Here is a 24,398-nt window from a genome sequence, read left to right on the forward strand (position 1 = left end):
ACATGATGCGCTGAACGTCGAACACGAGAGTCTTTACGCTGAACATTGCACCTTTTACGTCGAACACCCGCTCCCTGAACCCCCTACCATCCTACGCTCACACCCGCCGAACCATTCATCTAACCTGCAGTAAAGCGAAAAATCCGAGGCCCTCCCCGGATTCTAGCTCGCTGTTATTTGTACCATCTCTTCACAACATTTGCACTCGGCTTCACTTCTTCAAGCGGATCGCCATCAAAATGCTCCTGCTCTATGACAAGCCAATCAGTATCGACGCGGTCTGCGAAGCTTTTCAAATCAAGTGTTCCGTGACCGATCGCCGCAGTTCTTTTATGACCGTTTTCTTCGAGCATATCTTTTAGATGAATAGAAAATACTCTCTCTTTCAGACGATCAAGAAGATTATATGTATGAACGCCTGCATATTCTGTCCAGTAGACGTCAACCTCAAAACAGATCTGATCCGGCTCAGTCATCTCTTCAAGCACGTCCCAGCCTGTGATACCCGGTTCAACAGCAGTAAATTCAAAGTCATGATGGTGATAACCAAGCTGGAGACCTGCCTGACTTACTGCCGGGTACGCTTCATTCAGCAGTCTTGATAACTTTTTATAGCCGCTCAACGTTCTCCATTCCTCGTCTACAAAAGGAATAATCAGTTTTTTATTTCCGATTTCTTTACTGAAGCTGATCCAGTGGTCCAGTTCATCCTTATTTTCAAGTGCTGTCACTGGCATATGAATACCGGCTGCACCGAGATGATTTTCCGAAAGGAGCTGTTTCCATTCCGCTCCTGACTTACCGTAATCCCCTGCCAGCTGTACGCCATCGTAACCGGCTTCGCTTAATTGCCGAATCGTTTCTTCAGGATTCTGTTCCATTGCTTCTTTTACTGACCAGAGCTGTAATGCTATTTTGACCATGCAAACCCCTCCTCTTTTTATTTTAGCCTTGTTAAAGTTAAATATTGTTTTAACACAGATGGTGCTTCTCGCTGCAGGGCACGACTCCAGCAGGATAAGTCGGACAGGTAAGACCCCACAGTGCGAAGCGCGAGGAGGTCCGATTGAACCGGAGCCAAAAGACGGCTCATGCGGAAAGCGTTCTCCTGGAGCGGAAATCACCAGCCAACTTCAGCAAAGCCTTTCCATAAGGGTATTATGAAACCACTTTCATCTCAAGTGGAAGCCATTTTATTTTCAGATTATTTTTGTAACTTAATTGAAATATAAACGTCTAATAACTAACTAATCAACGAAATATTTCCTGACGGGAGGTTCATATTGATGAAAAAGTGGTTAATTGCCGCATCGATTTTACTGGTTGCAGGGGGTGCTCTGGCGTTCTACCTGCTGCAAAAGCCTGAGGTGACGAATACAGCTAGCGGTGCTGAAGTCCGGTCAGTGTTCAGCGATCATACGTGGAGGCTGCATTTTACTGAACAGATGCGTGATGACACGGTAAACGAAGAGACGGTTGTCGTACGTGATCAGGATGGGAATGAAACTGAAGTCAGAGTGGAATTGATTCATGAAGGACGCACGCTTTCGATTGCACCTCCTGAAGGCGGTTACGCGGCGGACGCAGTCTATACACTTCATTTGTCAGATGAGATCAGGTCATCGCTCGGACTGAAGCTGAAAGATGGTCAGATGATTGAATTTAAAATCGTGGAAGACCTGCCCAAGTTCGCAAATGAACAGGAATTGAGAGATCATTTTGCTGCAATTGCTGAAAACGAGCGTTCCAGAAATGCCGGTGATGAAGTAATGGAGGAAGCGACAAGTGAATCTGCTGACTCGGCCTCAGCCGGGGGTGGCGCAACAGGAGATCATTCTGTTACGAATAATCAGGTAGAGGGCGTAGAGGAAGCCGATCTTGTGCAGACAGACGGCGAATTCATTTACACGCTGTATCGGAATGAGGAAATCAGAATACACCAGATTGCTGAAGACAATTCAGCTGAATTGATTCAGACGATCCCCCTTTCTGAAGGGAACTTTTATGGCACTGAACTTTATCTGCAGGATGATTTACTCGTTGTGGTCGGCGATTACTGGTACAGTGAGCCCGGACAGGAAATCAGCACAACGACCGCTAAAATTTATAATGTAGCGGACCCTGCTGCACCTTCCATGTCACGTGAGTTTTCTTCCGAAGGATACCTTGCGAGTTCAAGAATGGTCGGGGATATTCTCTATATGGTAACCAACCACCATCCGAATGTATGGATCATGCAGGAGGAAACGGATGCTGAAGTCAGGTTGCAGCCTTACATTAAAGACAGCGCTGTATCCGATGAATTTTTCGAACAGCCGGTTGATCAGATTCAGAAACTGCCTGAGACAGACAGCGCTGAGTATGCAACCATTTCAGCGATCCCTGTTAATGAGCCTGAGACAGAGGCTACTGTTCATTCTTACCTTGGCAGCAGCGGTCAATTGTATATGTCCGCTGAAAACCTTTATATTGCAGCTGCTCAATATTCATTTTTTACAACGATGGAGATTATGCCGGCTGGCGGGATGAATGATGAAACAGAGATCTATAAGTTCTCGATAGATGGCCTCGATGTTCAGTTTGCAGCTCAGGGTAAAGTGCCGGGCCGCGTGCTGAATCAGTTCTCGATGGATGAGTACAACGGTTATTTCCGGGTAGCAACAACAGACGGCTCGATGTGGTCAGAGGATCAGCCATCAACGAATAACCTGTATATTCTCGATTCTCAGATGGCGCTGACAGGTTCTGTTGAAGACCTTGCGCCTGGTGAGCGGATTTATTCCGCAAGATTTATGGGTGATAAAGCGTACATTGTGACGTTCAGGGAAACCGATCCGCTCTTTGTGATCGATACAGTAGATCCGGCAAACCCTGAAGTACTGGGAGAACTGAAAATCCCGGGCTTCAGCTCGTATCTGCATCCGCTTGGTGAAAACCACCTGATCGGATTCGGAACAGAGACTTCTCTTGAAGAGTCAAAGCCTGGTGAAGCACCGATTGTCAGACAGGAAGGCATGAAGATTTCACTGTTTGATATTACTGATTTTAATAATCCGGTTGAAAAGGACGTGGAAGTCATTGGCGGACGCGGTACCTATTCTCCGATTCAATATGATCACAAAGCGCTCTTCCGTCATAATGAACGCGGGCTATACGGCTTCCCGGTTATGCTCTATGACGGTGAAAATGAAATGGGACTAGAATTCGTTGGTCAGGGTGCATTAATGTATTCGATCACCACAGATGGCATTGAACTTGCAGCAGAATATCTTGATGAAAAAGATCCGGACCAATTATATGAGGAATACGAAAGCATGGTTCAGCGTATGATTTATGTGGATGACACGCTGTACCTGGTGAAGTTTAACGAGATTGAGCACTATCCACTGCCTTAAGATGAGGGCGGGCGCATCATGCCAGGCGAAAGTCGTATGATGGCTTCTGGTGATCGTATCCGCTCCGGTGACGGTCTGATACTCCCGGCTTGTTGGTCATATGGCACAAAAGCATCGTCATTTCATCACATCTTTTGTTCATGCCCTTAGGAAACTATCAAGACAGTTTCCTAAGGGCATTTTTCGCGTGTGAGGAATGACAACCTGGTATAGGTCTCATTACACAATTTCATGAACAGTACGTGTAATCTCCTCAACAAAAGGTGTAATTTCATGATCTTCCCGTGTAATCTCCTGAACCACATAGGTAATCTCCTGAACCCCCACTCCCCCTCAATCTCCTCAACTTGCCACCCCACCCTCCTCTCCAGTAAAATAAAGATATGTATAGACAAGAAGGAGATTTATCATGACTTATAAAATGATTGTATTAGATATGGATGACACGCTGCTGCAGGATGATCATACAATTTCTGCTGAGACGGCTGAGGCACTCTTAACAGCGCAGGAAAAAGGCATCAAGGTCGTGCTTGCTTCCGGGCGACCGACGTTTGGTATGTGGGATACGGCGAACGAGCTGCGTCTGGCGGATTACGGAAGTTATATCCTTTCATATAATGGAGCGAATATTTTTAACGCGAAAACGAAGGAACTGCTGTTTGAAAGCACGCTTTCACCTGAGACGGTGCACCACCTTTATGACTTGAGCCAAAGGGAAAATGTCGGGATTCAGACGTATGTGAATGAAGCGATCCTGACGCCCCGGGATAATGAGTACACACAGATTGAATCAACGCTGACTGGTCTTCCGGTTGCACTGACGAATGATTTTAAAAAAGCAGTTGATTCACCGGTTGTAAAAGTACTGATGCTTGAAGAAGGCAGTGTACTTGAAAAAGTCGAGAAGACGCTCAAAGAAGAACTTGCAGGTACGCTCAGCGTATACCGTTCGAAGCCTTACTTCCTTGAATTCACAGAGTATGGCGTGACAAAAGGAACGAGCCTTGAACAGCTAGGAAAAAAGCTTGGCATTGACCGCTCTGAGATCATTGCAGTCGGTGACAGCTATAATGACCTTGAGATGATTCAGTATGCAGGACTTGGTGTTGCAATGGGGAATGCACCTGCTGATATTCAGGAAGCTGCTGACTTTGTCACAAAATCCAATATGGAACACGGCGTAGCGCACGTTGTGAAAAAATTCTTATTATAAATGATACACATCCAGACTTTTTTGGCGAAAAGCGGTGTGTATTCGAGACGTGAAACAGGCAGGCTGATCGAAGCCGGCAGGGTAACTGCGAATGGCAAAGTCTGTACTTTTAAGTCAGAGGTCGAGGAGTCAGATCATATTTTAGTAGACGGTCTTCCTTTGCCTCCTCCTGCCGAGCGGGTATATATTGCCTTTCATAAACCTGAAGGTATCACCTGTACGGCGCAGACTGCTGTAGAAGGGAACCTGATTGATTACCTGAAGTGGGAATCACGGATTTTTGCCATTGGCAGACTAGATAAAGCGTCAACCGGACTGCTGCTTTTGACAAATGACGGATCGATTGTGAATCCATTAATGAAGGAAGAAGCTGCGAAGGAGAAAGAATACCTCGTTCGTACGAGCCGGCCGGTATCAGATCAGATGATTGAGAAAATGCATGAAGGCGGCCTTCTCATAAAAGGAAAAGAAGCTTCGCCTGCATTTGCTGAAAAAACCGGCGAATTTACGTTCCGGATCATTTTAAAACAGGGGCTGAACCGGCAGATCCGGCGTATGGTCAGTGCATGCGGTAACCGTGTCACAGACTTGAAGAGAATCAGAATTTCACATATTCACCTCGGTTCCCTGCAGCCCGGTGAGTGGCGGCATCTGTCAGAGGATGAAGTAAGCCGTCTGAAAAGCTAGTGCAAAAGCACTGGCTTTTTTATTTTTCTGAAAATTTATATTGAAAATAGTTTTTATCTGTCATAACAAGGGAATCTAATAGTTGACTATAAAAATACGGAGGAGAGTTTATATGAACAATACCTGGTTTTCAAGCGATGGGTTTAATACGAGTGGATTTCTGAATTCTCTCGGGAATCTTGTACTTGCCCTGATCGTTCTGTTTGTCGGCTTTATCATTGCAAAAGCAGTGTCAGCCGGTGTCGAAAAATTACTGAAGAAAACCGGGGTTATCCGCAAGTATGGATCACCCGGAAGAGGCCGTCGCTCAGTACCGCCGGAAGGAGAAGAAACATCCTCTAAGAAATGGACACCTGAGAAGATCGCCGGAACAATTGTGTTTTGGATTCTGATGGTATTTGTCTTTATTTTATTCTTTAACATTCTCAATCTGAACATTATTGCTTCACCGCTCGTCGATATGATGAGTACGATTCTTGCGTTTATCCCGAATGTTTTAACAGCAGCACTGATTTTACTGCTGGCTTATATTCTGGCAATTGTTTTAAAAACTGTTGTAGTCAAAGTTGGACATAAGCTTGTTCAGAATAGAAAAGTACGTGACAGTAAATATGTAAAAGATTCTTCTAATCTTGGAAGCTACGTAGACAGCGCCGGAACCATCGTGTTCTATCTTGTCCTGCTGATGTTCCTGCCGGGTATTCTCGGTGCACTTGGTATTGACGCAGTGTCGGAACCGTTCAGCGGCATGCTTGCAAGTTTCCTTGGCTTTATCCCAAGACTTGTGGCTGCGGCTCTGATCTTTGTGATCGGCTGGATTGTTGCAAAGATTGTGCGGGACATTGTCTCTAATTTCCTTCACGCAGTCGGAACAGATAAGCTTGGCACAAGACTGGGTCTTGATAAAGTACTGAAGGATACGTCTATTTCATCCATTATCGGAACGATCGTGTTCGTGCTGATTATGATTCCAGTCACCATCTCAGCGCTTGAACGTCTGCAGATTGAAGGAATTACAGGCCCTGCGATTAACATGCTTGATGACGTCATGGCAATGATTCCGAACATTGTCATTGCGATTCTCCTGATCTTTGTTGGTCTGTTCATTGGTAAATGGGCACGCCGTTTCACAGCGGATCTCCTTTCAAGACTAAGCTTTAACAATGTCACAAGTCACCTCCGCGTTGGCGGCTGGAAAGCATCAGGCAGCAGCATGACACCATCTGATATTGTTGGTTATCTTGTACAGATCATTGTTGTGATTCTGTTTGTTGTTGAAGCGTTCCAGATTGTCGGACTCAGCTTCCTTGTCGATCTTGGCACAGCAGTCCTGGCATTCCTGCCAAGCGTGATTACTGCGATTGTGATTCTTGGACTTGGTATTATCCTGGCAAATGTGGTCAAGCGCATTCTTGCAAGCCTGCTTGAAGGATCAGAGCTTTCAATGCTCAGCTCAGTCGCGAAGTATGCGATTATGGCACTTGCCCTCTTCATGGCACTTGACCAGCTGGGTGTAGCAGATACAATTGTGAACTCAGCGTTCATTCTGATTCTTGGTGCAGCTGCGCTGGCATTCGGTCTTGCTTTTGGACTCGGCGGCCGCGACAATGCTTCGCGCTACCTTGACAAAATGGAACAAAAAGCTGAGAACACTGAAATCAACAGAGAAAATGCAAAACGTGAAAAAGAAAAAATGAAAGAAGAACACCGTAATGAAGGCACTCAGCACACTGAATCCACACCGCCTCAGGAAGCCGTGCGTGATGACGCAGATCAGAGACCTGTCGATCACGACTGGAGCGATGATCTGTCACGTGATACATCTGCCTGGGACAGCGTAAATGATTCAGATGGTTTTGAAGAGGATCAGCGTGGAAATAATCCGTTTGCGCCTGATGATTTTGATAACGATCGCCGCGGTGAATAAAACAGATTTTAAAAGAGCTTTCATGCTGCGGCATGAAAGCTCTTTTTTAACAGGTGAAAGTGTGAAGACGGTTATTCTCTCATAGTGGTGAATGATTCTATCAGGTTGGTGGTTGATCACATCATTTTCTCCAGCTTTTTTAAATAACCGCTTTTTCATCACTACTCTTTTTTCCTGAAGTACGTCAGTGCAAGTGCACCAACAAGAATGCCGCCCTTAATAATATCCTGAGCGTAGTATGGCACGTTCATCATTGTCAGTCCATTTAACAGAATCCCGATAATGATCGCCCCGACAAACGTTCCAATCACATTCGGTTTTCCAGCACCGAAGACGGAATAACCGATAAGTGCTGCCGCCACACCATCCATCAGCAGCGGATCTCCTGCTGATACCTGACCTGTACCAATCCTTGCGGCAAGGACAATTCCTGCCAGTGCTGCAAAGACCCCGCTGATCACATAAGCATATGTGCGGTATCGGTTGACTGGCACGCCGGACAGACGTGCCGCTTCTTTATTCCCGCCAGTCATATAGAACAGGCGTCCTGCACGCGTATAATTCAGGAATAAGTGAACAAGTGCAACGATCACAACCATCAGAATGACCGGAAAAGGAATATTAAAGAGACGTCCCTGACCGATAAACTGAAACGCCGGAATAAATATACCAGGCGCCGTTCCACTTCCATCCGGCATTGGCATATTACCGTAAATTGAATACCCTTTTGTATAAGTGAGATGCACACCGTTGATGATATACATCACTGCCAGGGTTCCGATCAAATCTGGAATTCTGATTTTCACAACGATAAATGCGTTAATCAACCCAATCAGTGCACCAAGTACGAGCGGAACAATCAGGACCACTAAAAGTTCCTGACTGTGCCATACAAGCAGTGCGCCGCTTGCAACTGTAGCAAGGCTCACAGTTGAGCCTACAGATAAGTCAAAGCCGCCGACAATCATCGAAAACGTTACACCAATCGCAACCAGCGTGACAATCGAGATTGAGCGGAGAATATCAGTAATGTTGCCATACGTTAAAAACTGATCATTTGTCAGACTGAAAAAGACGATAATCAGTCCGAGGGCCAGGAGTGTGCCAAATTTCATAAAGAAGTTGACGATCCGCTCCTTAAGGTCTTGCTGCGGATAATCGCTGATATTCAACTGTTTCAACTGCATTCCCTCCTGCCGCTGCAGTCATCAGGCGCGCTTCAGTTGCTTCCTGATTCTGCATTTCATCTGTTATTTCCCCATCTGCCATCACCAGAATCCGGTCAGCAATCTGAAGTAATTCATCAAACTCACTTGTGAAGTAAAGAATACCTTTCCCTTGGTCAGCTAAATGTGTAATCAGACGGAACACATCATTTTTTGCTCCGATATCAATTCCTTTTGTCGGCTCATCAAAAATAAATACGTTACTGTCATGATTCAGCCACTTACCGATCGAGACCTTCTGCTGATTACCGCCACTGAGATGTTTCAGCAGTGCTTTTGGTGAAGATGTCACGATTCCGAGCTCTTCAATCTGCTCTAGTGCAGACTGATGTTCTTTTTTACGGTTAATCCAGCCGGCTGGCGAAAAGCTTTTCAGTGCCGGAAGTGAAAGATTTTCCTGTACAGAAGAGTCGATCAGCACACCGCTTTTACGACGTTCCTCCGGAATAAATGAAAGCCCTGCATTGACTGCATGACGCGGACTTTTAATGGACACGCTGTGGCCGTTAACAAACCACTTTCCTTTTGCATTCGTTACTCCAAAGATCGCATTGGCTGTTTCAGATTTCCCTGCTCCGACAAGACCTGCCACACCAACGATTTCACCCGCTCCAACTGTCAAGCTGACTTGTTTTCCGGTCTCAGGTACTGACAGGTGCTCAATTTCAAACATCGTTTCCCCGCTGATTTTACGGTGGTGATAATCTGCTTTATGAAGCTGTTTGCCAAGCATCGTTTGAATCACTTCTTCAGACGATACTTTCCCCGTTTCATAAACAGCCACTGCTTTACCGTCTCTCATCACAGTCATGCGCTCTGCAATCTGGCTGATCTCCTGCATACGGTGTGAGATATAGATCATACCGATTCCCTGTGTTTTCAATTCTTCAATCACCTGAAACAATTGTTTCGTTTCGTGATCACTTAAAGGGGCAGTCGGCTCATCAAAAATAATGATTTTCGCCTCAGATGCCACTGCACGGGCAAGCAGTATCATTTGCTTTTGGGAGAGCGTGCAGTCTTCAATCAGCTGATTCAGTGGAATATGCGTATTTACTTTCGCAAGACGCTCCCTGGCAATGTGACGGCGCTTTTTCCAGCTGATCGGACGGCTGTTTTTTCCTCCCACCGTTAGATCCAGAGTCAGATTTTCAACAACCGGCAGATTCGGGATCAATCCTGTATCGACTTCCTGTACGACGATTGCAATCCCCTTCGCCTGTGCTTCAGATGGGGAAGTAAAATGGACTTCTTCCCCGTTGATTTGAATTGAACCGTCATCTTTCTCGTAATCTCCTGAAAGGATCTTTACAAGTGTACTTTTACCCGCTCCATTTACGCCTAACAGCGCATGAACTTCGCCAGGTTCAACGGAGAAGTCCACCTGCTTCAGGACATCAACCGGGCCAAATGACTTTGTAAGCTGTTGAACCTGTAGTAAACTCATTGTGCGTTTTTCGCCTCCAGTGCATCCATCCAAGGTGACCGCGCCGCATTTGGTGAGCCCCATCCTTCAATGTGCTGACCGACATCAGCCATTGTCACCGGCTCATCCGGCAGATCGCTCACATTGACAACAGAAGGATCAAGCGCGTAAATAGACGGTGTTTCTTCCCCTGCGATCTTCTGATATAGGAATCTTACCTGAACACCTGCCACTTCAGCAGGGTCAGTTGCTGCTGTTGTCACCCAGGGACTGTTTTCTGCCTGCATAATCTGCAGGTCCTCATCACTTAAATCAATTCCGTATACTTTAATTTCATCGCGTCCCGCCTGCTGAATTGCGCGCGTAACACCCTTTGCAAACTCATCATATGGTGCAAACACTGCATCAATTGATCCCTCTTCAGGATACTTCTTCAATACAGCCTCCATCTGATTTTGTGAATCTAGCGCTGTGTTATTACTCACACTTCCAAAACGCGCCACCTCTTCAATGTTAGGATAGTGCTCAAGGAACGCTTCATAAATGACATTACGTCTTTCTAGTGGTGTAAAACCGCCGGCCCATACATAGACAATATTTCCTTCCCCATCAATATCCTGGGCAAGCTGCTTTAATGTGCCCCACGCGAGGCTATAGTCATCCTGGCTGATGGCTGTTACGCCATCAGCTGTAATATCGTTATCGAATGTGACAACCGGAATCCCTTTTTCAAGTGCTTCTTCAACGCCCTGATTCAACGCTTCCGCCCGGCCATGGTCGATTAAAATTCCATCTACCCCCTGATTGATTGCTGTCTGAAGGTGATTGGCCATTTGTGATAAATCGTTGTTTGCATTATAGATCTGAACTTCGCCTCCGAATTTTTTAACCTGTGCTTCGAGTCCACTGACATACTGTGAGGCGAACGTGCCTGTTGAAAACTCCATAATGGCAGCGATTTTAAGAGGCTGATCAACAGCTGCCGGAATCTCTGCATCACTTCCCTGCGATGTCTGTTCAGGTGATGTTTCCTCTGCAGCTTCAGCCGTTTCTTCTGCAGCTGTCTCTTCGGATGTTTCCTCCGGTTCCTCTTCCTGTGAAGAAGGCTGCTGGTTTGTGCATGCTGCCAGAATCAGGGTCAGTACGAGTAATAGTAAAGTAAGTCCTTTTTTCATGTTCTGTACTCCTTTAAAAAGTTAATTTGTTAAAGTTAGTAGGTATACTGATCGAATTAGTCGGGAAAAGGCTGATTGTGAGACACGGTTCACTGCCGCGTGGCTTCTTACATTGAAAAAGCCCGCAGCATGGTGAACCTGTACGTTTATATATGCGCCGGCTCAAATAGCTCGGCCAGACCGGTTTGATAATCCCCGGATACAATACCTTTTTCAGTGATAATCCCTGAAATCAGTTCATGTGGTGTGACGTCAAAGGCCGGGTTGAATACATTGATTCCTTCAGGGGCGATCCTTTTGCCTGCGAGATGCGTAATTTCATCTGCATGCCTTTCTTCAATCACGATCTCATCCCCGGTTGCTGTATTGAGGTCAATCGTTGACAGAGGTGCTGCGACATAGAACGGAATGCCGTGCGCCTTCGCTAAAATCGCAAGTCCGTATGTACCAATTTTATTCGCTGTATCACCGTTTGCTGTGATACGGTCAGCACCAACTAAAATGGCATCGATTTTTTTCGTTCTCAGTACGTGTGCCGCCATATTGTCTGTAATAAGCGTCACATCAACCCCTGCCTGCTGAAGCTCCCAGGCAGTCAGCCTTGCTCCCTGCAGAACCGGTCTGGTTTCAGTTGCAAAGACACTGACATCTGCACCCTGCTCCTTTGCAATGTAAAACGCGCCAAGAGCTGTTCCGTATTTTGAAGTGGCAATCGCACCTGTATTGCAGTGTGTGAGAACCGTTGCATGTTCAGGCAGGAGAGAAAAGCCGTATTCACCGATGCGCCTGCACGTTTCCTCATCCTCCTGCTGAATCAGAATCGCTTCTGCTTCAAGACGCGTGATGACTTTTTCAGTAGATACTTCTTGATCAGCGATCTTCAGTAATCTTTGAAGTGCCCATGACAGGTTGACTGCTGTTGGTCGTGAAGAGTTCAGATAGGCAGCTTTCTCAGCCAGCTCTGTTTTTAACACCTGCAGGTCATCTGATCCACCCTTTTTCGCCCAAAGCGCTAAGCCGTACGCTGCTGCAATACCGATTGCAGGCGCACCTCTTACCTTCAGTTCACTGATACTGTCCCAAACGTCTTCAATTGTTTTTAAAAAGATATATTCCACTTCACCGGGAAGCTTCTGCTGATTCAGCAGCCTGATCGCATCGCCTTCCCAGATCACCGGTTTAATAAATTCTGCTGTCATTTCCGAAGCCCCTTTAAGTAAGCTGTCAAGCTCTTTGGTGACCGCCATACTGTGCGGTTAAAGATAAGTGATCTGCCTGTTTCAATCGCACGCTGCTGCGCCTGCAGCCTTCCTGACGGGTCTTCAATTCCGTCAATATCCTCAACATGCGCAAGTCCAATAATACGGCGGATTGTTTTACAGCCGGCAAAGCCAAGCGTATCCTGCCAGATTTTATGGATGACATAGTCCGCATACTGCTCTGTGCGTTGTCTTTCATCGAAGCCTTTTTCCAATAGAAGCGCACGGTAATGCTGTTCAAATACTGCCCACGTCTGCTCAATCGTCTCAAGCAGATAGTCACTGATCTCATCGCGTCTGCTGTCATCCGCTCTCTCCTGCTGGGCAATATAATTAAGCGTCAGGTTGGCAATAAATGCCCCAATATCAAATCCGGCCGGCCCGTAAAATGCAAACTCCGGATCAATGACTTTTGTGGATTTTTCTGTAACAAACACGCTGCCTGTATGAAGGTCTCCATGCAGCAGCGCTTCCCCTTCCGTCAGAAATTGTTTTTTCAATTTTGCGACTTCAAAGATTAGACGGTCGTCATGCCACAGTGATTCCACTGATTCCTGAAGGTTTTCAGGGTATGCATTAGATTCTGCGTTGTAATAAGGGTCTGTAAATACAAGCTTTTCAGTAATATCGCAAAGGTCAGGATTTACAAACTGTCTGGCTAACTTTTTCTTTTCAACCGGACCGAGCGCTTCGTCCGAAGAATAAAACAGGTTTTCAGCCAGGTAAGTGCCGATGTCTGCTGCAATATCCTTATAGATGTTTCCATCAATCAGACCTTTACGGAGAATCACATGATCTGACAGGTCCTCCATCACTGTTACTGCATAGTCATCATCATGATCAAACACCTGCGGCACAAGAGATGGCACATGCTTTGCTGCTTCCTGCAGTGCCTGCCGCTCGATCCGTGCACGGTCAAGTGACAGTGGCCAGCTCTCGCCTACAACTTTTGCATAAGGAAGCGCCTGTTTGACAACCAGTGACTTGTCTGTCTGAAGATCTTTTATGATAAACACATAATTCAGGTTACCATCACCAACCTCCTTACAGGAGACGTTCCGACGGTCAGTAATCAGCCCTTTTTGCTCCAGGTAGACGAGGACACTTTGTTCTGTAAAAGGTTCATATATATTTTCACGTACATTCATCATGATTGTCTCGCTCCTTTAATCAAATTCTTTTTTATGCCATTCATCTTCAGGAATTTCAAGGTCTTCTCCTGAAAATCGTTCTTCATTGTGTACTTCACCATAGTTATGAAAACCATTGCGCTCCCAAAATCCCGGCCGGTCTTCCTTCAGAAACTCAATGCCCCGAATCCACTTCACACTCTTCCAGAAATAAAGGTGTGGCACGATTAACCTGAACGGATAACCATGTTTTGCAGTAAGCGGCTTCCCTTCATAGGAATGCGCGAGTAATATATCTTCTTTCAGCAGGTCCTCAAGCGGCAGGTTCGTCTCGTAATCGTGATCACCATAGATCATGACATGTTTTGTACCTTCAGGAACCTCAAAGTCTTTTAGCAAATCTCTGATTGTCACACCTGTAAATGCGTTATCGAATTTCGACCATCTGGTGACGCAGTGAATATCTTTCACGATTGTGGTCTGCGGAAGCTGCATCAGCTCATCATATGTAAACTCTCTGTTTTGAACCCCTTCTCCAAAAAGCTTGAAGTTCCATGTTGCAAGATCGTATTCCGGCACTTCCCCTTCATGAAGGATCGGAAATTTCTCTGTCAGCGTCTGACCTGGCGGGAGTCTGCCACCGTATGAATTTTTTTGTACGGGCGGCCGTGCTTTTTTCAGCCGTTCTGCTTTTCCCATCTGCTCCACGCTCCTTTTCTGGACATATAAAAAGCCCCTTTCTATAAAAGAAAGAGGCAGAATTAGACTGATTCGACCTCTTATCTCTCAGACACCATTACGTCTGTTGGATGTAGCACCGTGTCCCTGCTGATTACGTGCAGCAGGGCCGGTTGCCGGGCTTCATAGGGCCAATTCCCTCAGCCAACTCTCGATAAGAGTGGTATATGTAGTTGGATGTTTCTGGTTTATTGCGATTTCATAATTGCAAGTTTACGGAATGGAGGGTTTGTTTGTCAATGCGTTTTTGAAAATTAATTTTTTTAGAACCGCTGATCCTTTCCGTGAAGGGCTTCGCTTTCCGCGGACGAACGCCCAAGCCTCCTCAGGCAGAAAACCACTGCCTTCCGGGGTCTTTCCCGATCGTTTTTCCGCAGGAGTCTTCGCCCGGAACGAGAAGGATCAGCTGAATAGAATTGTTCAACCCTGTGTATCTTAATGTACTCATTGGAAACCGCTGCGGATCTTCGTTTCGAGCGGAAGCTTTCTGAAGTGCCGGCACTGAGATGAACGGTTGCGACCGGTAATTTGTGGAATGCGGCCGATAAAATTTGTTTAATAATCAATCTGTAAATGTTCAGTAGTGACCCGAAAATCCATCTCACTCCGTAAGTACCGCCACTGAGAAGAGGTAAAACATTTTCTAAAAAAATTGCTTGACGCTTTTGTAATTGTCTGACATAATTCGGTACATGATTTCAATTTCAACCGAATACGTATGAAACTCTTATAAAGAGCAGGTGGAGGGACGAGCCCGATGAAACCCGGCAACCTGTTTCAGCTACGAAAAGCTGATTCAAGGTGCTAATTCTCACAGCGATAGCTGAAGGATAAGAGGAAGAACATGCATTTTTGATGTCCGCTTCCTCTTTGGGAGCGGATTTTTTATTTTTGTTTTGAAAGGATGTATACAATGTCAAAGATTACAGCGACTTATCTTGTACATGATGCAAAAGGAAATTTGGAAAAGAAGGCTGAGTCGATCGCACTCGGGCTGACTGTCGGTTCATGGACAGATCTTCCGGCGGTTGACCAGGAGCAGTTAAAGAAGCATAAGGGTGAGGTTGTTTCTATTCAGGAAGCCTCCCCTCACCAGGCGGCCGGTTATCTGGGTGACCGGAAGGCGGGCCTGATTAAGATTGCTTATCCGTCAGCTAACTTCAGTGCAGATATTCCTGCAATCCTGACAACGATTTTTGGAAAGCTTTCACTTGATGGTGAAGTGAAGCTGGTTGATATTGAGCTGGATGAATCACTAGAAGCACAATTCCCCGGACCACAGTTCGGCATTGATTCGATCAGAAACAAGCTCGGCGTTCATGACCGCCCGCTATTGATGAGTATTTTCAAAGGAATGATCGGACGCGGTACAGACCTCTTTGAAGAACAGCTTCGTGCCCAGGCTGCCGGCGGTGTGGATCTTGTAAAGGATGATGAAATTCTGTTTGATAATCCACTCACTCCTTTTGAAGAGCGGATCCGTCGCGGTGTGAAGGTGTTGAATGAAGAATATGAGCGTTCGGGACACCGGACATTATACGCAGTCAACCTCTCAGGAAGAACCTTTGACTTGAAGGAAAAGGCAAGAAAAGCTGTATCACTTGGTGCGAATGCGCTGTTGTTTAACGTTTTTGCATACGGGCTGGATACACTGCAAAGTCTTGCTGAAGACCCATATATTGATGTTCCGATTATGGCGCACCCTGCAGTATCAGGCGCCCTGACAGCTTCACCGCTTTATGGTATCTCTAATCAGGTGCTCCTTGGGAAGCTGCTTCGTCTTGCAGGTGCTGACTTTGTTCTTTTTCCATCTCCATACGGCAGTGTAGCCATGGAAAAGCAGGAAACACTGGCGATCAGGGATGCCCTTACTTCTGATAGCAGACTGAGACGTGCGTTTCCTGTGCCGTCAGCAGGTATCCATCCGGGACTTGTTCCTCAACTGATCGAAGACTTTGGAAAGAATTCAATTATTAACGCAGGCGGCGGAATTCACGGACATCCTGGCGGTGCAGCAGCTGGAGCGAAGGCTTTCCGCGACGCGATTACTGAGGTCCAGGCGGGCGGTACGCTTGAAGATGCAGCCGCAAAATCAGCCGAACTCGAAAAAGCACTTGCGCTCTGGGGGTGAGACCAATGTCGAGAATCATTTTCTGTGATTTTGATGGCACCATCACAAAATCCGACAATATCATATCAATTATGAAGCACTTTGATCCGCCGGGCTGGGAACCGATTAAAGATCAGATTCTTTCCCGGGAAATATCGATCCGTGAAGGTGTCGGAAAATTGTTTGCAACACTGCCTTCCGAGCTAAAACAAGACATCACGGATTATGTTGTTGAAACGGCTGAAATCCGCGGAGGCTTTAGGGAATTTGTTGATTACACAAGGCAGGGTGACATCCCACTGAAAATTGTCAGCGGCGGGATCGGCTTTTTCGTAGAGCCGATATTAGCACCTTACCATCTTGAAGATCACCTTTACTGTAACGGCAGTGATTTTTCAGGTGAGCGAATCCGTATTACCTGGCCGCACGCCTGTAATGAGCAATGTTCAAATGACTGCGGATGCTGTAAACCGAGTCTGATTAGAAAAATCGCAGATCAGGACGCAGAAAAAATTGTTATCGGTGATTCAGTGACTGATCTTGAAGCAGCAAAACTAGCTGATCTGGTGTTTGTGTGCGGAGATTATCTTGAAGAAAAGTGCCGTGAACTGAACCTGCCATACAGACGGTTCGACCATTTTGATGAAGTGATCAGCTATCTCAAACAGACAGAGGAGGTCGTCAGCCGATGAAAACCATTGACCTGAAAGCCCGCTGGCAGGAGCTTGCAGATGTAAAAGATGTACTCGGCGCCCGTGGCTGGTTTCCCGGTACAAGCGGTAACCTGTCGATCAAAGTATCCGATGACCCGCTTGAATTCCTGGTCACTGCAAGCGGCAAGGATAAATATAAGCGAACAGACGAAGATTTTGTCCTTGTAAACCAGCACAGTCAGCCTGCTGAGGACACACAATTAAAGCCTTCTGCTGAAACACTTTTACATCAGAAAGTATATGAATTGACTGACGCCGGCTGCTCACTTCACGTTCATACAGTGAGCAACAATGTGATGTCTGAGCTCTACGCTAAAAAAGGTGAGGTCACTTTTCAGGGACAGGAGCTCATTAAGGCTTTTAATCTGTGGGAAGAAGATGCTGTGCTCCGCGTACCGATTATTGAAAATCCGGCACATATTCCGGACCTTGCTAACCTGTTAGCTGAAAAAATAGATGACAATGTGTTCGGCGTACTGATTAAAAATCATGGCATTACCGTCTGGGGACGCAATGCATTTGAAGCAAAAAAACATCTTGAAGCATTTGAATTTCTATTTGAAAGTCATCTGGCATTTCGAATTCATATCCAGGGAGGACGATAAACATGGCAACGATCACAATCAGAGATACTCAGGAAACAATTCAAGGGGAAGAACAGGTTCAGGCATTCCTTTCAGAGCAGGGTGTCCTGTACGAAAAGTGGGATCCTGCAAAGCTGCCTGACACGCTTCAGGGCGTAACAGGCCTATCTGATGAAGATAAAGAAACCGTTCTTTCGGTTTTTGACAGCGAGATCCGTTCACTGGCTGAGCGCCGCGGCTATCATAACTGGGACGTGATTTCCCTGAATGAACAGACGCCTGGCCTTGAAGATCTTTTGAAAAAATTTGAACAGGTCCATACGCACACTGAAGATGAGGTGCGTGCGATCACAGCAGGCTCAGGGATTTTCATTATTAAAAGTGAAGACAAAGGTTACTTTGATGTGAACCTTGCACCAGGCGACGTGATTTCTGTACCGGTTAACACGCCACATTTCTTCACGCTGACAGATGAGCGCGAAGTTGTAGCAGTCCGCCTGTTCATTGAAAAAGAAGGCTGGGTTGCCCATCCTTACAACGATCCGGAGTTTGAAGAAGCGAAATAATAGCTGAGACCGCATCCTTTGAGAGGGTGCGGTTTTTTGATGCTATGACATATAGGTCAAATTTCACTATACGTCGAACATGGCGTGAGAAGTGGCGAACTGCCCGGGTTTTGCGTCGAACACCGCTTGTTTTACACCGAACCCAACACCACAGACGTCGAACACCACCTGTTTTACGCCGAACCCCCGAAACATCGCCCGCACCGTACCCCCTGTTGTTTGTCCCACTTACGAAAAGGGTACTGATAACTACTCTTAATCGCGATCACACACACTACTTTGCCACATTTCGAGCACCTGCTTCCCTTCCCACTTTCACCTGAACCCATCCATCATGTAAAATAAATATCAGATAGGAGAGATGTGCTTTGAGAAAACTACTTCTGCTGATTGTCATCGTCTTTGGCATCTTTTTCTCCAGACCATTATGGGAGGACTACCTTCCTGAGTCTGTTAATTTATCCTTTATAGATCAGCTGTCAGACCGCGCGGGTTCTGCTATAGAAGACGGTGCTGTGCAGGATACCTGGGAATCATTTCTCGATTCAGTCACAGATTTCATTATAGAAGTGGATGAAGTGATTCAGGACGCTCCGGAGATCTCCACTGAAAACGAAACAGCTGCAGTCGCCCGTCCAGATCTGGATGTTCCATCTGAAAAGCTTTTTGCTGTTCATAATATTGAGCTTGGACAGGCTAAAGCTGATGTGGAAGCTGCTGCCGGACAGGCCAGCCGCAGCTCTATGAATGAATTCGGTGTAAACTGGCATGCGTATCATGAGCAATATCAGAATTTCTTTATGGTTTCTTATAATGGCAATAATGAAGTGAACGGCCTTTTTACGAATCAGGATCTGATCACTTCCTCTCTGCCGCTTAAAATAGGCAGTACACGTGAAGAAGTCAGAGCTGAGCTGGGACAGCCGCTTTCGTATATTCAAAAAGGATTCGTCCGCTATGAGCTGCAGGATGACGGAGAATACGATATGTTCTCTTATGACGGAACCTATATCACGATCTTTTATGACCTTCATGAAAATAATACAGTGACTGCACTTCAGGTTGTGTCTGAAGACCTTGAAGACGGCCGCGATGAATTGTATGCTGCACCTTCAGCTGAACTTGAAGAAGGATTCAAACATCAGCTTTTTGATGTGACAAATGCAGCCCGGACAGAGCACGGTTTGAATGCCCTGGAGTGGAATGAGGCTGTCAGTGTAACAGCACGTAAACACAGCGTTGATATGGCAGAGAATCAGTTTTTCTCACATACAAACCAGGCTGGTGAGTCTCCTTTTGACAGAATGGATACAGATGGCATCCGCTATAGTGTGGCAGGTGAAAACCTTGCTTACGGGCAATACAGTGCGATTTTTGCGCATGAAGGCCTGATGAATTCACTTGGTCACCGGGAAAATATCCTGAAGCCTGATTATGGATATCTTGGGGTTGGTGTAGATTTTAACGAAGAAAATCAGCCGTTTTTTACGGAGATGTTTTTTAATAACTAGACAATGAGAAAGAGGATGGGACATTTTTTACATGTTCCATCCTCTTAATCGTTTTGCTGCGCTTCAGGCGGATGCTTTCCGGACGGTGGACCGTTTTGTGGTCCGATATGGCCTCCTCGCCTTTGGCTGCGGGGTCTCAGCTTCCCTCTAATCGTCCCGGAGTCACCGCCTTACGCTTCGCTACACTTAGATATCAATAAATACGGTCTTGGTTTAGGAAATCAAAACCTTTTTCCATTACAGAACGTCCGAATGAGAAAGCCAACTCCTTTAGATGTGGGAGTTACAAGTAAGTGATATTACCTTCTGAACACAAACCACTTCATAAAGAAAAAGCTCGACAGTGAGGATAGCAGCATCGATAGACCCTTAGCCGTGTTGGTTTCAAGCCATCCCGGAAGCAGTTGTGCCTGTTCGATCAGCCAGAGGCCGCCGATGAATACCCCGTTCGCGATAAAGAGGCTGACGATTGCCTGTGTGATAAATCCTGCAAATTGTTTTTTCGTTTTATTCACGTTAAATGTGTATCTTGAATTCCAGTAGTAGCTGTTCAGGATTGCCGCTGTATAAGCGATTGTATTGAACACTGTCAAAAGTGTATTGTCTCTGGTCGGGAAAGCAAGTAACAGTCCGTTCAGCACCCCGATATCAATCAGTGCACAGCTTAATCCTATTATGCTGTAGGAAGCGAATTGTTTTGATCCGCGTCTGCCCATCTTTCCACCTGCCCATTTGTCTAAGACTTATCTTTATGAAGTCTTAGCGTTTCTTCATAATAGTCCATGAGCTGCGCTGCAGATTCGTCCCAGCCGACAGACTGGATGTCTTCATGCGCAAGCTGTCCCATTTTAGTCCGTTTTTCTGATTCTTTCAGCTGATCGGCTGCCCTGAAAAGATCTTCCGGGTCAGCAGGGTCAAAAAGCACTCCGGTCCTGCCCGCTTCAATCTGTTCTCCTGTCGGGCCGCTTTTTGCAGCAAGCACAGGAAGTCCCGCTGCCATTGCTTCCATTAGCACAAGGCCAAGCGTTTCAGTTGTGGATGGAAACGCAAAGACATCCGCTGAGGCATATGCCTGTGCAAGCTCAGCCCCATGCAGAAATCCTGTAAAAACGGTATTGGTACCCGCAAATTCCTTTTCGAGCGTCTCTCTGTTTGGTCCGTCACCAACAATGGACAGACAGAAATCATCTGACTGCTGAAGCAGCGGTTTGACTCTTTCAATTTCTTTTTCAGCTGCAAGTCTGCCTACAAACAGCAGAAGCGTTTTATCTGTTTTTCCGCCCGACAGACGCTTTCTCATATCCTCATGATAAAAGTCAGGGTGAAACTTGTTCGTATCGACTCCCCTTTTCCAAAGGTGAACGTTATGAAATCCTTTTTCCTGAAGTTCTTCAAGGACGGTCTGTGACGTGCACAGATTCAACAGCGCCCGGTTATGCAGCGTTTTGAAGTATGTCCACATCGCGGGTTTCATATAGGAAAAGTTATAGTAATCTGCATATTTCGGTACATGCGTATGATAGGAAGCCATCAGCGGCAGCTTCAGCCTTTTCGTGTAATAGATACCCGTTACACCCAGAAATGAAGGGTTCACCACATGTACGAGATCCGGGTTAAAGGTTTTGAGATATTTTTTTACTTTTTTAGAGTAAAAGGAAAACTTACGGTCTTCTTTATATAGAAAGAAGTTGTAGGCGGGAATACCGGCTACAATTGCTCCTTCGAATTCTTTGATTCCGTGGTCAGGTGCAATGACCATCACCTCGTGTCCCTGACGTCTCAGCCGGCTGATAGAGGCGCACAGTCTGGTGACCACCCCGTCTGTTGAAGGCAGAAACGTTTCTGTTATGATCGCAATTCTCATAGATTCCTCCTGCTGTCAGGTTTGGTCAGTCACAGCTTCTATTTGTACGGGTACACCTGCCTGCTGCTCCTTGGTCCATACACTGCGGGCCGGTATTTTAGACAGATCTGCTCTGTTGGCATAACGCCTCGCTACATCTGTCACCTCTTCTAAAAGACCCTTATTCAGCGTAATCGGATTCAATCCTTTAGATAAAAAAAGATCATTTTTTACATGAAGCTCATTTTCTGCGGATTCTTTTCTCGGATTCGGCACGTAAGCAATTTCGCCTCCGGTCAGTTCTTTCACCATTTTAGCGAGGTCTTCTACGCGGTGCGTTTCTGTCATCTGATTAAAAATCATGACAAGATCCCCTTCAGCAGGCGGATGCTCAATCGCCAGCTGAATACATCGGACTGTATCCTGAATGTGAATAAATGCGCGTGTCTGTCCCCCTGTACCGTGAACAGTAATCGGATAATCAAGCGCTGCCTGCATCAGGAAACGGTTCAGTACAGTGCCGTAATCCCCGTCATAGTCAAAGCGGTTGATCAGACGTTCATCGAGACTGGTTTCTTCAGTATTTGTTCCCCAGACAATTCCCTGATGAAGGTCTGTGATCCGGAGCTGGTCATTTTTATTATAGTATTGAAAAAGAAGCTGATCCTGGGATTTAGTCATATGATAGACAGAGCCCGGATTGGTGGGATACAGGATTTTCTGTTCCACTCTTTCGCCCTGTTCCGTTTTCACTTCTACATCGAGGTAACCTTCAGGAATTTTGACACCTGCTGTGCCATATCCGTATACACCCATTGTGCCGAGGTGGATAAGATGAATATCAAGCCCTGAATCAGCAATTGCACATAGAATATTATGGGTTGCATTCATGTTGTTATTGACTGTGTAGCGTTTATGCCGTGGAGATTTCATGGAGTAAGGTGCTGAGCGCTGTTCGGCAAAGTGTATCATTGCATGAGGTTTTTCGTCACAAATCGTCTGATATAGCCTGTCATAATCTGTTGCCAGATCAATATTGAGGTGGCGGATCGTCTTTCCAGTCATCTCTTTCCAGGCTTTGATTCTTTCGCCCATTGGCCTGATCGGTGTAAGAGATTCGACTTCGAGCTCATTATCAATATTCCTTCGTGAAAGGTTATCAATAATAATGACCTCATATCCCCTTTTTGACAGATGGAGGCTTGTAGGCCAGCCACAAAATCCATCCCCTCCGAGTACAAGTACTTTTTTTGGTTCGTCATGCATCTGGCTGATCTGATTCGTCACATCCATCACTCCTCATCATGATTATGTCTCTTGTAAAGTCTATTGTAGCTTGTTTGGCTTTCAATGACTAATCATTCACTATGCGGTTTGCTCCAAATGTGACCGCTCATGAAAAAACGGCCCGCTTATCGCGAACCGTTTTCCCACTCTCTTTTTAAAAGCGAATAGCTGTAGTGATCATAATATTTTCCCTGAAACAAATGTTTATCGCGGACAAGGCCTTCCTGCTTAAAACCAAGCTTTTCAAGTAATTTCATTGAAGCACTGTTTCCTTTTGCAGCATAAGCTTCAATCCGGTTCAGCTTCATATATTGAAATCCGTGTTCAATCATACCGGTAACAGTTTCCCTGCCGTAACCTTTTCCCCACTCGACAGGTGTAAGGTCATAGCCGATCTCTGCAATGTTATTGTAACGGTCCCACTGATGAAAGCCGCACGTGCCAATCACTGTCCCACTATCCTTTAACGTGATTGCCCACCGGTTATGATTCTTTTTCAGGTGATAGGCGTTATATAAAATGAAGTTTTCAGCTTCCTCCATTTCTGTATACACTTCTTCATCCAGTAAAAACCTGCAAACCACCGGATCTGAAAAGTGATCAAAAATAAATTGTGTATGTTCTTTTGTCAGTGTGATCAAAGCTAACCTTTCAGTTTCAAACTCATCAAAAGGATTCATTTCTTCAGTCCTGCCTCAGGGTTTTTCTCGAGTTCAATGCGCTTTTGTTTTCTAATCCAGAACATACCGCAGACAGCAACCACAAAAAATAATATATAAATACCAAGCTCTACATTACTGACAGTCTGCATCGTAATATCATCGATCATGAGCACATTAATCAGACGGAAGTTCAGCCCTAAAGCGCCACCGATCAGCAGTCCGAGGAAAATTTTTTCGCGGGATTTTAATACGTCCATACGTGATGGTTCAGTTGAATGTTTCATTAAAATCGTTCCTTTCAAATCTGTTTTATTTTCACTTTAACAAATGATGATGTCTTTCACCTGATCCAGTAACGCCTGATCAGTACGCCATTTTCTTTTTCATCTCGCGGGTCTCTTACCCCTCCATTTGATTCAATCGCTTTGTATGAACCCGGGTTATCGTCATCGCATGTTATAAGTACCTCGCTAATACCAAATTTCTCAATTTCATTCAGTGCCTGCTGCAAAATTGTTGTTGCGTAGCCTTTTCTTCTTTCATCCGGTCTGATGCCATAACCGATATGACCGCCTAGTTTCATCAGCGCTTCAGTCAGTTCGTGGCGGATATGTACAGCACCGAGTATTTTATGATCTTCATTCATTAAAAAGTAGAGAGAGCTGCTGACCCAGCCTGCCGGAAGATCCACTCCAAGCTCTTCGTTTTTCCATTGATGCACCTGCTCTTCAAAGCTTTCTTTTCCCGGAGCAGAGGCCACAGGAATGATTTTCTCTCCTGCTGCTTTCCAGTCATTTATATAAGACCAGTACGATTTTTCACTGATCGCTTCCGGTTTAACCAATTGAATACCTGCCATACAAACACCAGCTTTCTGATTTTTCCGATGATTCATTGAGTCTATGTTATCTTTAAATGGAAGTGAAGAAAAGATATTTTAAGAAAG

At 45.7% G+C, this 24,398-nt stretch carries 22 protein-coding genes and 2 riboswitches; of the genes, 9 read left to right on the top strand and 13 right to left on the bottom strand.

Annotation, left to right across the window (positions count from 1 at the left end; genetic code table 11):
• Window positions 1–173: 173 nt before the first annotated feature.
• Window positions 174–923: a sugar phosphate isomerase/epimerase family protein gene (locus KP77_RS15670; protein ID WP_041123681.1), complete on the bottom strand. Its 750-nt coding sequence runs from the start codon at window positions 921–923 to the stop codon at window positions 174–176.
• A gap of 363 nt (window positions 924–1,286) precedes the next feature.
• Here KP77_RS15670 and KP77_RS15675 point away from each other — a divergent pair, with 363 nt between their 5' ends.
• The 4 genes from KP77_RS15675 to KP77_RS15690 all read left to right on the top strand — a co-directional run bounded on the left by KP77_RS15675 (window position 1,287) and on the right by KP77_RS15690 (window position 7,222).
• Entirely contained in the window at window positions 1,287–3,395 is a 2,109-nt protein-coding gene (locus KP77_RS15675) for a beta-propeller domain-containing protein (RefSeq protein WP_041123682.1), read from the top strand.
• 409 nt (window positions 3,396–3,804) lie between these two features.
• The gene (locus KP77_RS15680) at window positions 3,805–4,608 is read left to right on the top strand and encodes a Cof-type HAD-IIB family hydrolase (protein WP_041123683.1); all 804 of its coding nucleotides are present in this window, start codon (window positions 3,805–3,807) and stop codon (window positions 4,606–4,608) included.
• Window positions 4,609–5,295: a pseudouridine synthase gene (locus KP77_RS15685; protein ID WP_327063135.1), complete on the top strand. Its 687-nt coding sequence runs from the start codon at window positions 4,609–4,611 to the stop codon at window positions 5,293–5,295.
• A 112-nt stretch (window positions 5,296–5,407) separates the two neighbouring features.
• Window positions 5,408–7,222: a mechanosensitive ion channel gene (locus KP77_RS15690; protein ID WP_084218748.1), complete on the top strand. Its 1,815-nt coding sequence runs from the start codon at window positions 5,408–5,410 to the stop codon at window positions 7,220–7,222.
• Between the two features lie 161 nt (window positions 7,223–7,383).
• Here the strand turns inward: KP77_RS15690 and KP77_RS15695 are convergent, their stop codons facing one another.
• The 6 genes from KP77_RS15695 to KP77_RS15720 all read right to left on the bottom strand — a co-directional run bounded on the left by KP77_RS15695 (window position 7,384) and on the right by KP77_RS15720 (window position 14,137).
• Window positions 7,384–8,337: an ABC transporter permease gene (locus tag KP77_RS15695; RefSeq protein WP_407637940.1), complete on the bottom strand. Its 954-nt coding sequence runs from the start codon at window positions 8,335–8,337 to the stop codon at window positions 7,384–7,386.
• Window positions 8,338–8,359: 22 nt separating this feature from the next.
• The gene (locus KP77_RS15700; RefSeq protein ID WP_041123685.1) at window positions 8,360–9,895 is read right to left on the bottom strand and encodes a sugar ABC transporter ATP-binding protein; all 1,536 of its coding nucleotides are present in this window, start codon (window positions 9,893–9,895) and stop codon (window positions 8,360–8,362) included.
• Complete coding sequence (locus tag KP77_RS15705; RefSeq protein WP_041123686.1) at window positions 9,892–11,049, bottom strand: sugar ABC transporter substrate-binding protein; 1,158 nt, start codon at window positions 11,047–11,049, stop codon at window positions 9,892–9,894. The genes KP77_RS15700 and KP77_RS15705 overlap by 4 nt, the downstream gene beginning before the upstream one ends.
• Window positions 11,050–11,195: 146 nt before the next feature.
• Complete coding sequence (gene mtnA / locus KP77_RS15710; protein WP_052474351.1) at window positions 11,196–12,248, bottom strand: S-methyl-5-thioribose-1-phosphate isomerase; 1,053 nt, start codon at window positions 12,246–12,248, stop codon at window positions 11,196–11,198.
• Window positions 12,245–13,459: an S-methyl-5-thioribose kinase gene (gene mtnK, locus KP77_RS15715; RefSeq protein ID WP_052474353.1), complete on the bottom strand. Its 1,215-nt coding sequence runs from the start codon at window positions 13,457–13,459 to the stop codon at window positions 12,245–12,247. Before mtnK ends, mtnA begins: the two co-directional genes overlap by 4 nt.
• 15 nt (window positions 13,460–13,474) lie before the next feature.
• Complete coding sequence (locus KP77_RS15720) at window positions 13,475–14,137, bottom strand: sulfite oxidase-like oxidoreductase (RefSeq protein WP_041123687.1); 663 nt, start codon at window positions 14,135–14,137, stop codon at window positions 13,475–13,477.
• A 77-nt stretch (window positions 14,138–14,214) separates the two neighbouring features.
• A riboswitch (SAM riboswitch) is annotated at window positions 14,215–14,337 on the bottom strand.
• A 563-nt stretch (window positions 14,338–14,900) separates the two neighbouring features.
• Window positions 14,901–15,013, top strand: a riboswitch (SAM riboswitch).
• Window positions 15,014–15,089: 76 nt separating this feature from the next.
• Here KP77_RS15720 and KP77_RS15725 point away from each other — a divergent pair.
• From KP77_RS15725 to KP77_RS15745, 5 genes are all read left to right on the top strand, one after another.
• Window positions 15,090–16,307, top strand: a complete 1,218-nt coding sequence (locus KP77_RS15725; protein WP_041123688.1) for a 2,3-diketo-5-methylthiopentyl-1-phosphate enolase — start codon at window positions 15,090–15,092, stop codon at window positions 16,305–16,307.
• Between the two features lie 5 nt (window positions 16,308–16,312).
• Window positions 16,313–16,978: a 2-hydroxy-3-keto-5-methylthiopentenyl-1-phosphate phosphatase gene (locus tag KP77_RS15730; protein WP_041123689.1), complete on the top strand. Its 666-nt coding sequence runs from the start codon at window positions 16,313–16,315 to the stop codon at window positions 16,976–16,978.
• Window positions 16,975–17,604 (top strand): methylthioribulose 1-phosphate dehydratase, encoded by a 630-nt coding sequence (locus KP77_RS15735; protein ID WP_041123690.1) that lies wholly within the window; start codon window positions 16,975–16,977, stop codon window positions 17,602–17,604. The genes KP77_RS15730 and KP77_RS15735 overlap by 4 nt, the downstream gene beginning before the upstream one ends.
• Window positions 17,605–17,606: 2 nt before the next feature.
• A complete protein-coding gene (locus tag KP77_RS15740) occupies window positions 17,607–18,149 on the top strand; it encodes a 1,2-dihydroxy-3-keto-5-methylthiopentene dioxygenase (RefSeq protein ID WP_041123691.1) in 543 nt (180 codons plus the stop codon).
• A 368-nt stretch (window positions 18,150–18,517) separates the two neighbouring features.
• On the top strand, window positions 18,518–19,660 hold the full coding sequence (locus KP77_RS15745; protein ID WP_041123692.1) for a CAP domain-containing protein: 1,143 nt from the start codon (window positions 18,518–18,520) through the stop codon (window positions 19,658–19,660).
• A gap of 299 nt (window positions 19,661–19,959) precedes the next feature.
• Here the strand turns inward: KP77_RS15745 and KP77_RS15750 are convergent, their stop codons facing one another.
• The 6 genes from KP77_RS15750 to KP77_RS15775 all read right to left on the bottom strand — a co-directional run bounded on the left by KP77_RS15750 (window position 19,960) and on the right by KP77_RS15775 (window position 24,311).
• Window positions 19,960–20,376 carry a GtrA family protein gene (locus KP77_RS15750; RefSeq protein ID WP_041123693.1) on the bottom strand — a complete coding sequence of 139 codons (417 nt, stop codon included), beginning with the start codon at window positions 20,374–20,376 and terminating at the stop codon, window positions 19,960–19,962.
• A 20-nt stretch (window positions 20,377–20,396) separates the two neighbouring features.
• Window positions 20,397–21,524: a glycosyltransferase family 4 protein gene (locus KP77_RS15755; protein WP_041123694.1), complete on the bottom strand. Its 1,128-nt coding sequence runs from the start codon at window positions 21,522–21,524 to the stop codon at window positions 20,397–20,399.
• A 15-nt stretch (window positions 21,525–21,539) separates the two neighbouring features.
• Window positions 21,540–22,790, bottom strand: coding sequence for an NAD-dependent epimerase/dehydratase family protein (locus KP77_RS15760; RefSeq protein ID WP_235420737.1), 1,251 nt, complete (start codon window positions 22,788–22,790; stop codon window positions 21,540–21,542).
• A 125-nt stretch (window positions 22,791–22,915) separates the two neighbouring features.
• On the bottom strand, window positions 22,916–23,470 hold the full coding sequence (locus KP77_RS15765) for a GNAT family N-acetyltransferase (protein ID WP_041123695.1): 555 nt from the start codon (window positions 23,468–23,470) through the stop codon (window positions 22,916–22,918).
• Window positions 23,467–23,736 (bottom strand): hypothetical protein, encoded by a 270-nt coding sequence (locus tag KP77_RS15770; protein WP_041123696.1) that lies wholly within the window; start codon window positions 23,734–23,736, stop codon window positions 23,467–23,469. Before KP77_RS15770 ends, KP77_RS15765 begins: the two co-directional genes overlap by 4 nt.
• Before the next feature lie 56 nt (window positions 23,737–23,792).
• Complete coding sequence (locus KP77_RS15775) at window positions 23,793–24,311, bottom strand: GNAT family N-acetyltransferase (protein WP_041123697.1); 519 nt, start codon at window positions 24,309–24,311, stop codon at window positions 23,793–23,795.
• Window positions 24,312–24,398 lie beyond the last annotated feature (87 nt).

Origin of the sequence: Jeotgalibacillus alimentarius (genome assembly GCF_000829445.1) — a bacterium.
GTDB lineage: Bacteria > Bacillota > Bacilli > Bacillales > Jeotgalibacillaceae > Jeotgalibacillus > Jeotgalibacillus alimentarius.

Bases quoted from the DNA above. Each gene is read 5' to 3' on its own strand.
- KP77_RS15670 (WP_041123681.1), bottom strand. From the start codon at position 923: ATGGTCAAAATAGCATTACAGCTCTGGTCAGTAAAAGAAGCAATGGAA.
- KP77_RS15675 (WP_041123682.1), top strand. From the start codon at position 1,287: ATGAAAAAGTGGTTAATTGCCGCATCGATTTTACTGGTTGCAGGGGGT.
- KP77_RS15680 (WP_041123683.1), top strand. From the start codon at position 3,805: ATGACTTATAAAATGATTGTATTAGATATGGATGACACGCTGCTGCAG.
- KP77_RS15685 (WP_327063135.1), top strand. From the start codon at position 4,609: ATGATACACATCCAGACTTTTTTGGCGAAAAGCGGTGTGTATTCGAGA.
- KP77_RS15690 (WP_084218748.1), top strand. From the start codon at position 5,408: ATGAACAATACCTGGTTTTCAAGCGATGGGTTTAATACGAGTGGATTT.
- KP77_RS15695 (WP_407637940.1), bottom strand. From the start codon at position 8,337: ATGAAATTTGGCACACTCCTGGCCCTCGGACTGATTATCGTCTTTTTC.
- KP77_RS15700 (WP_041123685.1), bottom strand. From the start codon at position 9,895: ATGAGTTTACTACAGGTTCAACAGCTTACAAAGTCATTTGGCCCGGTT.
- KP77_RS15705 (WP_041123686.1), bottom strand. From the start codon at position 11,049: ATGAAAAAAGGACTTACTTTACTATTACTCGTACTGACCCTGATTCTG.
- mtnA (WP_052474351.1), bottom strand. From the start codon at position 12,248: ATGACAGCAGAATTTATTAAACCGGTGATCTGGGAAGGCGATGCGATC.
- mtnK (WP_052474353.1), bottom strand. From the start codon at position 13,459: ATGATGAATGTACGTGAAAATATATATGAACCTTTTACAGAACAAAGT.
- KP77_RS15720 (WP_041123687.1), bottom strand. From the start codon at position 14,137: ATGGGAAAAGCAGAACGGCTGAAAAAAGCACGGCCGCCCGTACAAAAA.
- KP77_RS15725 (WP_041123688.1), top strand. From the start codon at position 15,090: ATGTCAAAGATTACAGCGACTTATCTTGTACATGATGCAAAAGGAAAT.
- KP77_RS15730 (WP_041123689.1), top strand. From the start codon at position 16,313: ATGTCGAGAATCATTTTCTGTGATTTTGATGGCACCATCACAAAATCC.
- KP77_RS15735 (WP_041123690.1), top strand. From the start codon at position 16,975: ATGAAAACCATTGACCTGAAAGCCCGCTGGCAGGAGCTTGCAGATGTA.
- KP77_RS15740 (WP_041123691.1), top strand. From the start codon at position 17,607: ATGGCAACGATCACAATCAGAGATACTCAGGAAACAATTCAAGGGGAA.
- KP77_RS15750 (WP_041123693.1), bottom strand. From the start codon at position 20,376: ATGGGCAGACGCGGATCAAAACAATTCGCTTCCTACAGCATAATAGGA.
- KP77_RS15755 (WP_041123694.1), bottom strand. From the start codon at position 21,524: ATGAGAATTGCGATCATAACAGAAACGTTTCTGCCTTCAACAGACGGG.
- KP77_RS15765 (WP_041123695.1), bottom strand. From the start codon at position 23,470: ATGAATCCTTTTGATGAGTTTGAAACTGAAAGGTTAGCTTTGATCACA.
- KP77_RS15770 (WP_041123696.1), bottom strand. From the start codon at position 23,736: ATGAAACATTCAACTGAACCATCACGTATGGACGTATTAAAATCCCGC.
- KP77_RS15775 (WP_041123697.1), bottom strand. From the start codon at position 24,311: ATGGCAGGTATTCAATTGGTTAAACCGGAAGCGATCAGTGAAAAATCG.